The 15897-nt window shown below is 66.4% G+C and carries 11 protein-coding genes; all 11 read left to right on the top strand.

Features of this window, described 5'->3' with window-relative positions; all coding sequences use genetic code 11:
* The first annotated feature begins 668 nt into the window (after window positions 1-668).
* Window positions 669-2255, top strand: a complete 1587-nt coding sequence (dnaA, locus tag G9373_RS13770; RefSeq protein ID WP_005263480.1) for a chromosomal replication initiator protein DnaA — start codon at window positions 669-671, stop codon at window positions 2253-2255.
* Between the two features lie 649 nt (window positions 2256-2904).
* Window positions 2905-4089 (top strand): DNA polymerase III subunit beta, encoded by a 1185-nt coding sequence (gene dnaN / locus G9373_RS13765; RefSeq protein WP_005249107.1) that lies wholly within the window; start codon window positions 2905-2907, stop codon window positions 4087-4089.
* A 2-nt stretch (window positions 4090-4091) separates the two neighbouring features.
* Window positions 4092-5063, top strand: a complete 972-nt coding sequence (gnd, locus tag G9373_RS13760) for a phosphogluconate dehydrogenase (NAD(+)-dependent, decarboxylating) (RefSeq protein ID WP_259465776.1) — start codon at window positions 4092-4094, stop codon at window positions 5061-5063.
* The gene (gene recF, locus G9373_RS13755; RefSeq protein WP_167115487.1) at window positions 5064-6296 is read left to right on the top strand and encodes a DNA replication/repair protein RecF; all 1233 of its coding nucleotides are present in this window, start codon (window positions 5064-5066) and stop codon (window positions 6294-6296) included. It abuts the gene before it with no gap.
* Window positions 6286-6849: a DUF721 family protein gene (locus G9373_RS13750; protein WP_005263477.1), complete on the top strand. Its 564-nt coding sequence runs from the start codon at window positions 6286-6288 to the stop codon at window positions 6847-6849. The genes recF and G9373_RS13750 overlap by 11 nt, the downstream gene beginning before the upstream one ends.
* Before the next feature lie 125 nt (window positions 6850-6974).
* Window positions 6975-7883: a metal-dependent hydrolase gene (locus tag G9373_RS13745; RefSeq protein WP_007301426.1), complete on the top strand. Its 909-nt coding sequence runs from the start codon at window positions 6975-6977 to the stop codon at window positions 7881-7883.
* Window positions 7880-8998, top strand: coding sequence for a PDR/VanB family oxidoreductase (locus tag G9373_RS13740; RefSeq protein ID WP_064080185.1), 1119 nt, complete (start codon window positions 7880-7882; stop codon window positions 8996-8998). Before G9373_RS13745 ends, G9373_RS13740 begins: the two co-directional genes overlap by 4 nt.
* A gap of 46 nt (window positions 8999-9044) precedes the next feature.
* A complete protein-coding gene (locus G9373_RS13735) occupies window positions 9045-9983 on the top strand; it encodes an alpha/beta fold hydrolase (protein WP_167115483.1) in 939 nt (312 codons plus the stop codon).
* A 197-nt stretch (window positions 9984-10180) separates the two neighbouring features.
* The gene (gene gyrB, locus G9373_RS13730; RefSeq protein ID WP_043787085.1) at window positions 10181-12223 is read left to right on the top strand and encodes a DNA topoisomerase (ATP-hydrolyzing) subunit B; all 2043 of its coding nucleotides are present in this window, start codon (window positions 10181-10183) and stop codon (window positions 12221-12223) included.
* A 424-nt stretch (window positions 12224-12647) separates the two neighbouring features.
* Window positions 12648-15479, top strand: coding sequence for an ATP-binding protein (locus G9373_RS13725; protein WP_065488336.1), 2832 nt, complete (start codon window positions 12648-12650; stop codon window positions 15477-15479).
* On the top strand, window positions 15476-15892 hold the full coding sequence (locus G9373_RS13720) for a roadblock/LC7 domain-containing protein (protein WP_005249096.1): 417 nt from the start codon (window positions 15476-15478) through the stop codon (window positions 15890-15892). The genes G9373_RS13725 and G9373_RS13720 overlap by 4 nt, the downstream gene beginning before the upstream one ends.
* Window positions 15893-15897 lie beyond the last annotated feature (5 nt).

The raw sequence follows: 15897 nt of genomic DNA, 5'->3' as shown, positions 1-15897 counted from the left end.
TTCATCCACAGGTGGGGATGAAACGACTTCGAAACTGGACTCGAGCCAGCACGAAACCGCCACCTCACCACAGGGTGACTGTTCGAGAGTACTTACCACTGACGGTCAGGTCAAACTCGCTCACCTGCGATTCCCCCGCGAATCGGTTGACCGACACGCCGAGGATCGACAAATGCTTGCACCCCAACTTCCAATGTGCCAAACCGCTGTGAGGTTGCCGACACTGTTGTTAGCGTCTATGCATGGTCTCGCCGATGAACCCTGATCGAGTGCCCAGCTCTCGACTTCAGCGTTCTCATCTGCATATTCACCGCAATTCATCCACAGGGCACAGATGGTGTGCCGCTTCGGATCACCACGAGGGTTGTTGACACCCTTCACTTCCTGGGTCCTCGAACCCGCTCATCCAGGTTTCGCAAGCATAAGCGCAGGTCAGTGCGTTCAATCTGGACTCCTCACCATGCAACGGCGTCTCGACGAGAGGCGTCTGCGGTTTGTCCACATCTGTGGATAATTGTGTGGAAACACAGTTCAGATGGCATATTCGTAGGTCCGTACGGGGTCCATCCTCAGGTCGGGGAAGCTCCCAATTCCACCTCGACGACGGCACCGACACTCGACTCGGCACCGCTGGCGCCGAGTCCGCGAACACACTGGGGAGGAACCACGTGAACGACGATCCGAATGCGCTCGCACGGATCTGGATCGACGTCGTCGCAGACCTCACATCCGATTCGCCCGGCGGCGATCTGCCGCCGTTGACGAGGGGACAGAAGGCGTGGTTGGCGCTCGTCAAACCGCTGACGCTCGCACAGGGCTTCGCGCTCCTGTCCGTACCGTCGCCCTTCGCGCAGGAGGCGATCGAGCGGGATCTCCGCGAGCCGATCCTCCACGCCCTCGGCCGGCATCTCGGTGAGCAGGTCGAAGGGCTCGGTGTGCGTATCGCGGCCCCGGTCGACGATGAACCCGAATCCGAGCCTCCGAGCCGGGACCACCGGCCCGAGCCGGAACCTATCCACACTCCTCGCCACCTCGAGCCTTCCGTCACCAGTTCCGGTTCGTTCCGCAGGCGCCGGTTCGGCTCCGGTGAGGATCAGCCCTACTCGGACACGACGGACTTCGAGGAAGTCGACGACGACCGCGAGGCCCTCGCCAGCGTCCACGAATCCTGGCCGTCGTACTTCACGAAGCCGCCCTCGGGCCCGGCACCGTCGGCGACCGGGGGTAACAGCCTCAACGCGAAGTACACGTTCGACACGTTCGTGATCGGCTCGTCCAACCGGTTCGCCCACGCGGCGGCCGTCGCCATCGCCGAGGCGCCGGCGCGCGCGTACAACCCGTTGTTCGTGTGGGGAGCGTCCGGCCTCGGCAAGACGCACCTCCTGCACGCCGCCGGCCACTACGCCCAGCGGCTGTTTCCGGGGATGCGGGTGAAATACGTCTCCACGGAGGAGTTCACCAACGACTTCATCAACAGCCTCCGCGACGATCGCAAGGTGGCATTCAAGCGCCGCTACCGCGAGACTGACGTGCTGCTGGTGGACGACATCCAGTTCATCGAGGGCAAGGAAGGTATCCAGGAGGAGTTCTTCCACACCTTCAACACCCTGCACAACGCGAACAAGCAGATCGTCGTCTCGTCCGACCGGCCGCCGAAGCAGTTGGCAACACTCGAGGAACGACTGCGCACCAGGTTCGAATGGGGCCTGATCACCGACGTCCAGCCGCCCGAACTCGAGACGCGCATCGCGATCCTCAGCAAGAAGGCCCGAATGGACCGGCTCGAGGTGCCCGACGACGTCCTCGAGTTGATCGCCTCCCGGATCGAACGCAACATCCGGGAACTCGAGGGTGCCCTCATCCGTGTGACGGCGTTTGCGTCCCTGAACAGGCAACCCCTGGACCTCACGCTCGCCGAGGTGGTGCTGCGTGACCTGATGCCGGACTCGTCGAGTCTCGAGATCAATGCGGCGACGATCATGGCGGTCACCGCGGAGTACTTCAACATGTCCATCGACGACCTCTGCGGCCCCGGCAAGGCGCGTCCGCTGGCGTCCGCCCGGCAGATCTCCATGTACCTGTGCCGTGAGCTCACCGATCTGTCCCTGCCGAAGATCGGGCAGACGTTCGGCCGTGACCACACCACGGTCATGTACGCGGACAAGAAGATTCGCAAGGAGATGACGGAGCGTCGGAAGGTCTACGACCAGGTCCAGGAGCTGACCGCCCGGATCAAGCAGCGTTCCAAGAGGTAGTCACCGACACCTCCCTCTCCTGTGCCCCTGGTAGCTCGCCTACCGGGGGCACAGGCCGTTTCGGGGGAAACACCGTCCCACGGGCAACTCGAGGGGCTCCTCGAGCCGGTCCTCGAGGGTTAGCTCGAGCGGGTCCTCGAGGTACCGCTCGAGGGTCTACTCGAGGCTCGCACGAATCCCCGCCGACACGACACGCCGGTGCAACACGCCGACGCCAGGACCTGGGATAAAGCATGCACACCTGTGGATAAGTGTGGGGATGAGGTGGAATCTCTGTGGACAGAACGTGCAGAACTTTGAACAACCTCGAGTAGTCCACATGGGTGCCGGATCGGTCCTCGAGTTTGTCCTCGAGAATTCCCCATACGGCGACGCGGACGGACCAGCGTCTACACACCTTCGTCCACAGATTCCACAGGACCTAATAGTACTTCTCATTAATTCTTCTAAAAACCTCTTTGAAAACAGGGTTGGGGACAGCGTCGGTTCACAGGCCTCTGGCGGAGACTCGAGGACGCGACCGTTCCGCTTTCAAGTTCGTCCTCGAGGGCATACGGTTATGCATCGCCGCTCTGTGAAAGACTGCAGTGCTGTGGTCACGGGCCGACCGTGGCGAACAACCGTGCCTACCGAGAGGAACAACCCGGCGATGGAGCTTGGAAGCCTGAAGTTTCGTGTCTCCCGGGAAGAATTCGCTGATTCAGTGGCATGGGTCGCTCGCAGTCTGCCGTCGCGGCCTCCTGTCCCCGTTCTCGGCGGTGTTCTCCTGGACGCGACCGAGCAAGGGTTGACGGTTTCCGGATTCGACTACGAGGTATCGGCCCAGGTCAGGGTGGCAGCCGAGGTCGGTAGCGCCGGTCAGGTCCTCGTCTCCGGCAAGCTTCTCGCCGACATCACGAAGTCGCTTCCCAACAAGCCGGTCGACGTGACCCTCGAAGGCACCCGCGTGCTGATCACGTGCGGAAGCGCCAAGTTCTCCCTGCCCACCATGCCGGTCGAGGACTATCCCCAGCTTCCGCAGTTGCCGCAGCAGACCGGCTCGATTCCCGCCGACGTCTTCTCCGAAGCGATCAGTCAGGTGGCTGTCGCGGCGGGCAAGGACGACACCTTGCCGATGCTCACCGGCATCCGGGTCGAGATCGAACGCAACGCGATCGTGCTCGCCGCCACCGACCGGTTCCGTCTCGCAGTCCGCGAACTCGAGTGGTCGCCGGCGAACCCCGACACCACCGCGGCCGTCCTCATCCCCGCGAAGACGCTCTCCGAGTCGGCGAAAACTCTTGCAGGAGATGCCACTTCGCCGGTCGAGCTGGCGCTCGGTTCGGGATCCGCGGTCGGCAACGACGGGCTCCTCGGCATCGTCAACGACGGCCGCCGCACCACCACCCGGCTGCTGGACGCCGAGTTCCCGAAGTTCCGGCAGCTGCTGCCGTCCGAGCACACCGCGCTGGCCACCGTCGAGATCGCTCCGCTCGTCGAGGCGATCAAGCGTGTGGCCCTCGTCGCCGAGCGCGGCGCGCAGGTCCGACTGCAGTTCTCCACCGAGGGGCTGCTCCTCTCCGCCGGTGGCGACGACGCAGGTCGCGCCGAGGAAGGCTTGAACGCGGTGTTCCAGGGTGAGCCGCTCACCATCGCCTTCAACCCCGGCTACCTGATCGACGGACTGTCTTCGCTGCACAGCGAGCAGGTGCTGTTCGGTTTCACGACCCCCAGCCGCCCCGCGGTGCTGCGTCCGGCCACCGAGGACGAGATCGAACCCGACGATTCCGGCAACTTCGCGGCGCCGGAGAGCGCGTACACGTACCTGCTGATGCCGGTGCGTCTCCCGGGCTGACGATTTCGCGGAAGCGAAACCAGTACTGCCGAAAGAAATCTCACGAGTGGACGGAGATCACGATGCAGATCGGGTTGGTCGGGCTCGGAAAGATGGGATTCAACATGCGCGAGCGGTTGCGCGCGCACGGGCACGAGGTGGTCGGCTACGACCCCCGCCCCGAGGTCACGGATGTGGCATCGCTGGCGGAGCTCGCTCAGCGACTCGAGTCTCCGCGAGTCGTCTGGGTGATGGTTCCGGCGGGAAAGATCACCCAGGACACGGTGACCGAACTGTCGTCGGTGCTCGAGACCGGCGACCTGGTGATCGACGGCGGCAACTCGAGATACACCGACGACAAAATCCACGGCGAGCTGCTGGGTTCCCGCGGCATCGGCTACCTCGACTGCGGTGTGTCCGGCGGGGTGTGGGGACTCGAGAACGGCTACGGGCTGATGGTCGGCGGATCGGACGCGGACGTCGAGCGGGCGCTGCCGGTCTTCGACGCTCTCCGTCCCGAGGGTGAGCGTGCGGACGGCTTCGTCCACGCAGGCCCGGTCGGCGCCGGCCACTACGCGAAGATGGTCCACAACGGCATCGAATACGGACTGATGCAGGCGTACGCCGAGGGCTACGAACTGCTCGAGGCGGAAGACCTCGTCACGGACGTCCACGGTGTGCTGCGCGCCTGGACCAAGGGCACGGTCGTCCGGTCGTGGCTGCTGGAGCTGCTCGTCAAGGCATTGGGTGAGGATCCCGATTTCGCCGAGATCTCCGGTTACACAGACGATTCCGGTGAGGGACGCTGGACGGTGCTCGAGGCGATCGACCACGCGGTGCCCGCACCGGTGATCTCGGCCGCGTTGTTCGCGCGGTTCGCGTCCCGTCAGGACGATTCCCCCGCGATGAAGGCCGTCTCGGCGCTGCGCAACCAGTTCGGTGGTCACGCCGTGAAGAAGGCGGCAGGCGAGGCAGAAGCCGGTTCTGGAACGTAGGTGTTCGTTCGCGCACTCTCGCTCAGAGACTTCCGTTCCTGGGACGCCCTCGGTCTCACCCTGCGTCCGGGCTGCACCGTCTTCGTCGGACCCAACGGACACGGCAAGACGAACGTGCTCGAGGCGCTCGGCTACCTGTCGACCCTCTCGTCTCATCGGGTCAGCTCGGACGCCCCGCTGATCAGGACGGGCACCGGTCAGGCATTCGCCGGGGCCACGGTCGTCAACACCGGCCGGGAACTGACCGTCGATCTCGAGTTGAACGAGGGCAAGTCCAACCGGGCGCGGATCAACCAGTCGCCCACCCGGCGGCCGCGGGAGATTCTCGGGATTCTGCAGACGGTGCTGTTCGCGCCGGAGGATCTGTCGCTGGTCCGCGGCGATCCGGGTGATCGGCGACGCTACCTCGACGAGCTCCTCACGTCCCGTATCCCGCGGATGGCGGCGGTGCGCGCCGATTACGACCGGGTGCTGCGGCAGCGGTCGGCGCTGCTCAGGACGGCAGGCGGCGCGTTGCGACGGGTGTCGCGCGGCGGCGGCCAGCCGAGCGAGGACGGCGCGAGTGCCCTTGCCACGCTGGAGGTCTGGGACGGACATCTCGCTGCACACGGCGCGCAGCTGCTCGCCGGAAGGCTTCACCTCGTCCACGATCTCGCGCCGCACCTGGCCGAGTCGTACCAATCGCTGGCGCCGGAGTCGAGGCCCGCGAGCGTCCGTTACCGCTCGAGTCTGGGCTCCTCGCTGCCGCCGGAGTTCACCGAACCGGCTCGAGCGCCCGAGGCTGGCGATGTCGCGTTTCTCGAGGAGCGGTTTCTCCAGGAGCTCTCTGTGATGCGCTCCAAGGAGATCGAGCGGGGTGTGTGTCTCGTCGGCCCGCATCGTGACGATCTCGAATTGCAGCTCGGCGACACCCCGGCGAAGGGATTCGCGAGTCACGGTGAGTCGTGGTCGTTCGCGTTGTCGTTGCGGTTGGCGGGATTCGCACTGCTGCGTTCGGAGGGCAGCGATCCCGTCCTCATGCTCGACGACGTGTTCGCCGAACTCGACCGTCGTCGACGGCGCGCACTCGCCAAGGTCGCGTTGGATGCGGAACAGGTGCTGATCACGGCGGCCGTGCCGGAAGATGTTCCGGAGGAACTCGACGCCGTCCGATTCGGTGTGGAGGCCCGCGACACCGATCGAGGACGAATATCGCACATTGTGGAAGAGACGGAGGACCGCCGTGACGGATGACGTCGAACCCACCGCACCGGCTGCGGCCCCCGAACCGGAGGTGAAGGGAATCGACCTCGCGCGCCGTGCCCTGGAGGAGGCGCGTGCCGCGGCGAAGGCCAGCGGAAAATCCGTCGGGCAGGGCCGCCGATCCGGAACGGGTGTCCGGGCCCTGCGCGCCCGGCGTCGACGCGGATGGTCGGGTCCCGGACCGGACGACCGCGACCCGCAGCCGTTCGGTGCGCTGACCAACGCGATCGCGAAACAACGCGGCTGGTCGCCCAAGGTGTCGGAGGGGACGGTCCTCGGTCGGTGGGTACAGGTGGTCGGTGAGGACATCGCCGCGCACGCCGAACCGACGGGGCTGCGGGACGGGATTCTCAGCGTCTCCGCGGAGTCGACGGCCTGGGCGACGCAGCTTCGGATGATGCAGTCGCAGATTCTCGCGAAGATTGCTGCGGCCGTCGGCGACGGCGTCGTGAAGTCGTTGCGGATCACCGGTCCGACCGCCCCGAGCTGGCGAAAAGGCGAACGGCACATCCGGGGGCGCGGACCTCGGGACACCTACGGATAGGCCGGAGCGGACGTTCGGTCCCTAGTTTTGTCTATTACCCGGTGTTACAGTTACTCCAAGTTTTCGAGTGAACTGTGCCACAAGCCTTCGTCGTGGCGCAGCCGCCGGCACGAAGGAGTAATGAGATGTCCGCCCCGACTGCACCCCGGAACGCGATCCCCGAACCGGACCACATCCTGTTGCAGGCCAGGAACGTGGAGTTCGACTGGTCGAACCTCCCCATGCACTGGATCCCGGGCGACCCGTTCGGCACGCACGTCCTCAACGTCCTGCACCTTCTGCTGCCCGCCGGTGAGGAGTGGTTCGTCGAGACGTTCAAAGAGGCACTGCCGCTGATCGAGGACGAGCGGCTCCGCGACGACGTCGTCGGGTTCATCGGCCAGGAGGCGATGCACGCCAACGCCCACACCGGCGTGCTGGCGCACCTGAAGGAGAAGGGTCTCGATCCGACGCCCTTCACCGAGCAGATGGAATGGACCTTCTCCAAGATCCTCGGACCGCGACCGCTGACCGGTCTGCGGGAGAAGAACTACCTGATCGAGCGGCTGGCGGTCATCGCCGCCATCGAGCACATCACCGCGTTCCTCGGCGACTGGGTCCTCAATGCCGAGGGACTCGACCGCTCCGGCATGCATCCGACGATGCTCGACCTGCTGCGCTGGCACGGTGCCGAGGAGGTGGAGCACCGCTCCGTGGCCTACGACGTCATGCGGTACTTCGACAAGCGTGAGTCCCGGCGGATCCGCACCCAGGTGATCGTCACCCCGGTCATCGTGTGGCTGTGGGTGCGCGGCACCCGTTTCCTCATGCGCAACGATCCGGAGCTCGCCCAGTGGTCGGCGCACCGGCGCAAACCGCACCTGACCGATTTCTTCGCGGCAGGCAAGCGTGGCACCCTCCCGACGGCCCGGGAACTCGGCAAGCGGATGTCGACGTACTTCACGCGTTCGTACCACCCGAGCAACGAGGGTTCGACGGCGCAGGCCGTGAAGTACCTGGCGTCCTCGCCGGCAGCTCAGGCGGCCGAGCGATGAAGCTGTCGCAGGTGCGGGAGGTGCTCACCGGGCAGGGACTGCCCCGCTACGACGCTCCCCCGGACATCAAGGGGCGACCGCGCCCTGACCGCGCGATGCGGATCACCGAGGCCGTCGCTGCCAAGTACCTCGGTGTTCTCACCGCGTACGAGTACAACCCGGGCGTCGCCGGTCACAACCCGGACGTGGCGATGAAAATGGTTGTCTCCCAGCGTGACGTCGTCGCACGGGACGAGAACGTCGTCCAGTTGCGGTTCGAAGCCGAGGACGGCGCGGAACTCCCTGCGTGGCAGCCGGGTTCGCATCTCGATTTCCACCTGCCGTCCGGGCTGCGACGTCAGTACTCGCTGTGCGGGGACCCGGCGGACCGCACGGGCTACAGTGTCGCCGTTCGCCGGATCCCCGACGGCGGTGGCGGATCCCTCGAGATGCACGCGCTCGAACCGGGTGCCCCGGTGACGGTTCGCGGCCCCCGCAACGGGTTTCCCTTCGTCGGCGAAGGGAGCGCGCTCTTCGTCGCGGGCGGCATCGGCATCACGCCGATCCTCGCGATGGTCCGGGCGGCGCGCGAACTCGGAATGGACTGGCAGTTCGTGTACTCCGGCCGGTCACGGGAGTCGATGCCGTTCCTCGACGAGATCGAAACGTTCGACCGGTCACGGGTTTTCATCCGTCCCGACGACGAGTTCGGACTGCCGACCGCCGAGGAGTTGCTGGGGCGCGCCGCGCCGGGCGGTGCCGTCTACTGCTGCGGTCCGACGCCGATGCTGGAGTCGGTGCGCCGTGCGTTCCCCGGAAGCCCGGCCACCGCATTGCATTTCGAGCGGTTCGGGGCGCCGCCGGTGCTCGACGGCACCGAATTCGAAGTGCAGCTCGTCAGCACGGGTGAGGTGCTCACCGTGCCCGCCGACGAATCCGCACTGATGGTGATCAAGAAGACGATGCCCGGAGTGGGATATTCGTGCCAGCAGGGCTTCTGTGGCACCTGCAGGGTGAAGGTGCTCTCCGGCACCCCGGATCACCGCGAGACGCGGCTCACCGACGCCGAGCAGGAGAACGAGATGCTGATCTGCGTGTCCCGCGCCGACCGGGGCCGTCTCGTCCTCGATCTGTAGTTCCCACCGTCAAACCCGAACCCGCACGACGACCAGAGGACCCACCATGACTCCATCCACATCCGGTACCGCCCGGCGGATCACCAACGGTTCCGTCGAACTCGCCGTGTTCGAGAAGGGCAACCCCGACGGCGAGACGATCGTGCTCGTGCACGGCTGGCCCGACACCCACGACCTGTGGAGCCGGGTGGTGCCCTTCCTGACGGAGCGGTTCCGGGTGGTCAGCTACGACAGCCGCGGCGCAGGCCGGAGCACCGTGCCCACCCGGGTCGAGGACTACCGGCTGCCCGCCCTGGCCGGTGACCTGTTCGCGGTGATCGATGCCGTGAGCCCGGGCCGGCCGGTGCACGTGCTGGCCCACGACTGGGGATCGGTGGAGGCATGGGAGGCGGTCTGCGAACCGGGAGCCCGCGAGCGGATCGCGTCGTTCACCTCGGTCTCGGGCCCCAACCTCGATCACCTCGGCAAGTGGCTGCGCCGCCGCATCTCGGACCGCAGCTTCGGCGGGCCGCTCGCGCAGGCCGTCGCGTCCGGCTACACCGTCCTGTTCCAGATTCCGGGCCTGGCGACGCTGCCGCTGCGGCTCTGGTTCTCCCGGCACTGGCCGGCGTTCCTGAAGTTCTTCGACCGCCTCGATCCCGCGCTGGTGCGTCCGGCGCCGACGCTGGCGGACGACATGGTCAACGGTCTCAAGCTGTACCGCGCCAACATCCGCACGAGTCTGCTGAGGCCGCGCGAGCGGTACACCGACGTCCCCGTCCAACTGATCCTCAACAAGAACGACAAGGCGGTGCGGCCCGTCGGCTACGAGGACACCGAGAAATGGGCACCCGACCTGCGCCGTCGAGAGGTCGACGCCGGGCACTGGTCGCCGATCTCCCACGCCGAGGACATCGCACAACTTGCCGCGGAGTTCGTGCTGGACGTCGAGGACCGGCAGTGGGCGGATCTCTCGGACGGCCCGTCCAAGAGCGCTTCGGCCTAGGTTTTCACTCCCGAGACGCCCTGAAAATTCGTCTACGGGGCGCTCAGGGGTGTCATAGCACGCTCCTGGCGCTGACGTACCAGTAAGATGGCCGAGGTAACTAGCGGCAAGATTCCCGATTCTCGTCTCCCGCGTGCCCGACCAGGGCGGTGGGCGCCTGCGTCGGGCATTGGACGGAGAAGGAGAGCTACCCACCCGTGGCTGCCCAGAAGTCAGACAAAAGCACCTCCAGCAAGGACTACGGCGCTTCTTCCATCACCGTCCTCGAGGGACTCGAAGCCGTTCGTAAGCGACCGGGTATGTACATCGGTTCCACCGGTGAACGCGGTCTCCACCATTTGATCTGGGAAGTCGTCGACAACTCCGTCGACGAGGCCATGGCCGGCCACGCCAGCAAGGTCGAGATCACCCTTCTCGAGGACGGTGGCGTTCGGGTCGTCGACGACGGTCGAGGCATCCCCGTCGGGATGCACGCCTCCGGTGTCCCCACCGTCGAGGTCGTCCTCACCCAGCTCCACGCCGGCGGCAAGTTCGACTCCGACTCCTACGCCGTGTCCGGCGGTCTGCACGGTGTCGGTATCTCCGTCGTCAACGCGCTGTCCACCCGGCTCGACGTCGACATCAAGCGCGACGGCTTCCAATGGAACCAGACCTACACCGACTCGAAGCCGGGTGAACTCGTCAAGGGCGAGGCCACCAAGGAGACGGGCACCACGGTCACGTTCTGGGCCGACCCGAACATCTTCGAGACCACGGTCTACAGCTTCGAGACGGTCGCGCGCCGCCTCCAGGAGATGGCCTTCCTCAACAAGGGCCTGACGATCACCCTCACCGACGAGCGCGTCAGCGACGCCGAGGTCACCGAAGAGGTCGTCAGTCAGGTCGCGGACGCGCCGAAAACCGCCGAGGACGAGTCCGCCGAGGCGGATGCGCCTGCCGTGCACAAGGTGAAGACCCGCGTCTACCACTACCCGGGCGGCCTCGAGGACTACGTGCGGCACATCAACCGCACGAAGCAGCCGATCCACAACTCCGTCGTCGGTTTCACCGCGAAGGGCACCGGCCACGAACTCGAGATCGCGATGCAGTGGAACTCCGGTTACTCGGAGTCGGTCCACACGTTCGCGAACACCATCAACACCCACGAGGGCGGCACCCACGAAGAGGGCTTCCGTTCCGCTCTGACGGCGACGGTCAACAAGTACGCGCTCGACAAGAAGCTCCTCAAGGAGAAGGACCCGAAGCTCACCGGTGACGACATCCGTGAGGGCCTCGCGGCGATCATCTCCGTGAAGGTCGGTGAACCGCAGTTCGAGGGTCAGACGAAGACGAAGCTCGGTAACACCGAGGTCCGGTCGTTCGTCCAGAAGGCGAGCAACGAGCACCTGTCGCACTGGTTCGAGGCGAACCCGGCCGACGCGAAGACCATCGTGAACAAAGCGGTGTCGTCGGCGCAGGCCCGCGTCGCCGCCCGCAAGGCCCGCGAACTGGTGCGCCGCAAGAGCGCCACCGACCTCGGCGGTCTGCCGGGCAAGCTCGCCGACTGCCGGTCCAACGATCCGAGCAAGTCCGAGATCTACATCGTGGAGGGCGACTCCGCAGGCGGCTCGGCCAAGTCCGGCCGCGACTCGATGTACCAGGCGATCCTGCCGCTGCGCGGAAAGATCATCAACGTCGAGAAGGCACGCATCGACCGTGTGCTGAAGAACACGGAAGTCCAGTCGATCATCACCGCGTTCGGCACGGGCATCCACGACGAATTCGACATCGCGAAGCTGCGGTACCACAAGATCGTGCTGATGGCCGACGCCGACGTCGACGGCCAGCACATCGCAACGCTGCTGCTCACGCTGCTGTTCCGCTTCATGCGCCCGCTCGTCGAGCACGGTCACGTCTACCTGGCACAGCCCCCGCTGTACAAGCTGAAGTGGCAGCGCAGCGACCCGGAGTTCGCGTACTCCGACCGCGAGCGCGACGTCCTGGTCAAGGCCGGTCTCGAGTCCGGCAAGAAGATCAACAAGGACGACGGCATCCAGCGTTACAAGGGTCTCGGCGAGATGAACGCCAAGGAACTGTGGGAGACCACCATGGATCCGACGGTGCGCGTTCTGCGTCTGGTGACGCTCGACGACGCGGCCGCAGCCGACGAGCTGTTCAGCGTTCTCATGGGTGAGGACGTCGAGGCCCGGCGTAGCTTCATCACCCGTAACGCCAAGGACGTCCGCTTCCTCGACGTCTAGGTATCCGGCACAAGAGATTACGGATATCGTGCAGCCACCGGCGGTCGGAAGACCCCGGTGGCTGCACCCGTCTGGGCCGGTTACAGAACCGGGTGACGCGGAAATCCGTCCTCGACTGTGAACCGCGATTCTGTGTAGCCTGGTCCGCTGATCCCCCCGCGACGGCAACGTCTGGGATCGGTGGTGCGCATGTTACTTGGAAGTAAGGATCGGGGAATTTCTGTGGTAAGAACGTTCCCCATGGGGATGTGATGAACTCGTTACATTCGGAAATCGGTGCGTCGGGCAGCGCTGCGCACAGCGCAACTGATCGATCACTTTCCTCTGTCGACGCGTGTCGTCCGGGCCGGTACGACTGTCCTGCCGCAGGCGCGGTCACGAGCACAGAGCGACAAGCTATGAGTGGTTGGAAAGGAAGCGTGGGATGAGCGACGATTCGCCGCCCCGGGCAAAGTTCTGGGATATCGAGGGTTGGGGCCTGCGGTGGAAGGTCACCGCGGTTCTCGCAGTTCCCGTCACCGTCGCCATGGTGCTCGGCGGGCTCCGTGTGCAGGGCGAGCTGAGTAACGCCGTCCACTTCACCGAGGCGGCCGACCAGATCGTCGTCGTCCCGGACATCGTGGCCCTCGAGGCCTCGATGGGTACCGTGACCAGTGGTTACGCCTCGGGCACCCTCACCAAGCAGGACCGCGAGGACGCGGAATCCTTGATGAACGACGTGTCCGAGGAGGCCCGGAACCCCGAGCTGGATCCCGCCGTCGCGAGTTCCATCAACCAGACCGTCTCGGACGGCCGCGCCCTCCTGAATCTGATGGATTCCCCGGGCGTCGCCACCGACCTGCTCGCGGAACGCCAGCGCGCGTTCGCCGCGGACTTCATCCGCGAAGTGGACGACATCGTGCGTCCCATCGAGGACAGCGAAGTCGTCGACAAGGGCTACCAGCTGACCAACGCGTGGCAGGCGCAGCGTCGTCTGTTCGAGCAGGCCATGGGCCTCGTGATCGTGAAGGACGTCTACGCCGGTCCCGACGGACGGGAGAAGGCCCGCACGGGTGACATTCCCACCTCGGCCGTCGTCGCGGCCGCCGGCGCCGAATCGAGCCTCCTCGACGTCCTCGACCGGTACTACCCCAAGGGTGATGCCCGTCTCGAGACGCTGCGAAACAACATCAACGACCGCAACGCCCTCATCGACCAGGGCCTGGCGGACGCGGCGCGCGGCGGAATGCTGCCCATCCTGCAGCTGCGCTCCTCGCTCATCGCGAGCCGTGACGTCTACCAGGAACTGACCAGCGAAGCGGCGAACGACATCGCGTCCACCGTGCAGGTCCGTGCGGCCGAGACCCGGTCCGCCGCGCTGCGTGACACGGCGATCGTCCTCGGAACCCTGCTCGCCGCCCTCGTCCTCGCGCTCCTCGTGTCGCGGTCGCTGATCGGTCCGATCCGCCGCCTGCGGTACGGCGCGCTGAAGGCTGCGCGCCGCGACCTTCCGGAGGCGATCGAGCAGATCAAGGCCAGTGACGATCCGCGGGCACTGTCGTTCGAGCCGGTGGCCGTGCACTCCTCCGAGGAGATCGGCCAGCTCGCCCGCGCCGTGGACGACATCCACGGGCAGGCGCTCAAGCTCGCCGGTGAGCAGGCGCAACTGCGCCTGCAGATCAACGACATGTTCGAAACCCTCGCGCGCCGAAGCAAGTCGCTCGTCGACCAGCAACTCGGCCTGATCGAGAATCTCGAGTTCGAGGAAAAAGATCCGAAGCGACTCGAGAGCCTGTTCCGGCTCGACCACCTGGCGGCGCGTATGCGCCGGAACGGTGAGAACCTGCTGATTCTGGCCGGTACCCGCGTGCGTCGTTCGCAGGCGGCGCCGATCCCGCTCGGCGACGTGCTGCGTGCCGCTATCTCCGAGGTCGAGGACTACCAGCGTGTGCAGATGGGTGCGACTCCCGAAGGCGCGCTCAGCGGCACCGTCGTCACGGACGTCGTGCACCTGCTCGCCGAACTCGTCGACAACTCGCTGCGCGCCTCGCCGCCCGACACTTCGGTGACGTTCAGCTTCGCTCGCGCCGTGGACGGCGGGGTGCTGCTCGAGATCGCGGACCGCGGTATCGGTATCCCGGCCGACGACATGCGCGCCGTCAACGAGCGTCTGGCGTCGGGTGGTGAGGTCGGTCCCGAGACCGCCCGCCACATGGGTCTGTTCGTCGTGAGCCGCCTCGCGAAGCGTCACGGCCTGACCGTGCGCCTGCGGTCGACGTTCGACACCGCCCGCAACCCGGGTGTGACCGTGAGCATCCACATCCCGAATGCGCTGATCGTGTCGCAGGCTGCCCGGCAGGACACCGGACCGCAGCGGAGGATTCCCGCGGCGCCGGTCCGCACCGCCATTCCGGCACCCGCGGCCCCGGCACCGCGCACGGACAACGGACAGCAGAAGCCGGCAACCCGAAACGGACTGCCGACCCGCACCCCGTCCACGCCCCCGCCGAGCCCGGCACCTGCGGGCGCGGTGACGACGGCGTCGGGCACGAGCCTGCCCCGACGTCAGCCCGGTGCCAGTGGCATCGCGGCCGGCGCGGGATCGTCGGCCGGTGCCCCGGCCGCGCAGTCCCAGGACACCGTCAACGTCCGCGGATCCGGGGCGATGCCGAAGCTGCCCGTGCGGCGTCCGCAGGCGGCGACCCCGGAGACGGCACCGGCGGAATCGCAGCCGCAGCACGCACCGCACGCACCACGAAGCGAGAACCGCATCGCGGCGCGGACCGCGGAACAGCCGGCGCCCACGTCGTCGAACGGCGACGATCAGGCACCGGTCCGGCACCGCTACCGCACCAACTCGGCGAAGACCGCGTCGTTCTTCCAGTCGCGGATCGATCCGCCGTCGGCCGAGGCCACACCCAGGCCCGGCGGCGGTACCCCGATCTTCTCCGACATGGTGTCCGACTGGCTGACCGATCCGACCGGCGCCGAGGGCGCACCCGGCGTCTGGCATTCCGCCGGCGACGCCGGATGGTCCGCCGCCGAACGGATCAGCGAGACTCCCGTCGAGGTCGACCCGGAGATCGGACTGCCGAAGCGGCGTCCCGGCGACCGACTGGTTCCCGGCACGGTCGAAGGCGCGCACAATACGGGGACACTGCGCCGGGTGCGTGACCCTGAGACAATTCGCGCCAATCTCAGTCGTCACCAGCAGGGCGTCCGAAACGGCAGGGCCACGAGGCTCGCGGAACGTAACAGCATTGAAGGAGACCGATGAACACCGCTCATGGATCCGACGTCACGCGACCGCTCGACTGGTTGGTGTCGAACTTCGCCAGTGACGTGCCCGGTGTCTCCCACGCCGTGCTCGTGTCGGCGGACGGTCTCCTGATGGCAGCCAGCGCCCATCTCCCGATCGACCGGGCCGAGCAGCTGGCCGCGGTCACCTCTGGGTTGGCCAGCCTGTCGGCCGGTGTGTCCCGGTTGTTCGAAGGCGGCGGAGTGCTGCAGTCGGTGGTCGAAATGCAGCACGGGTATTTGCTGCTCATGAGCGTCGGCGACGGCTCGCACCTCGCGACCCTCACGGACGCCGAGTGCGACATCGGACAGGTCGGCTACGAGATGGCGATCCTGGTCGACCGCGTCGGCGCATCGGTACAGGCCACGGCCCGCACCCCGCAGGGTCTCTGACCAGC

The sequence above is a fragment of the Rhodococcus sp. A14 genome (assembly GCF_011603105.1).
Taxonomy (GTDB): Bacteria; Actinomycetota; Actinomycetes; order Mycobacteriales; family Mycobacteriaceae; genus Rhodococcus_F; species Rhodococcus_F opacus.
The sequence above is the reverse complement of the archived record's forward strand: the minus strand, read 5'-3'. Positions and strand labels throughout refer to the sequence as shown.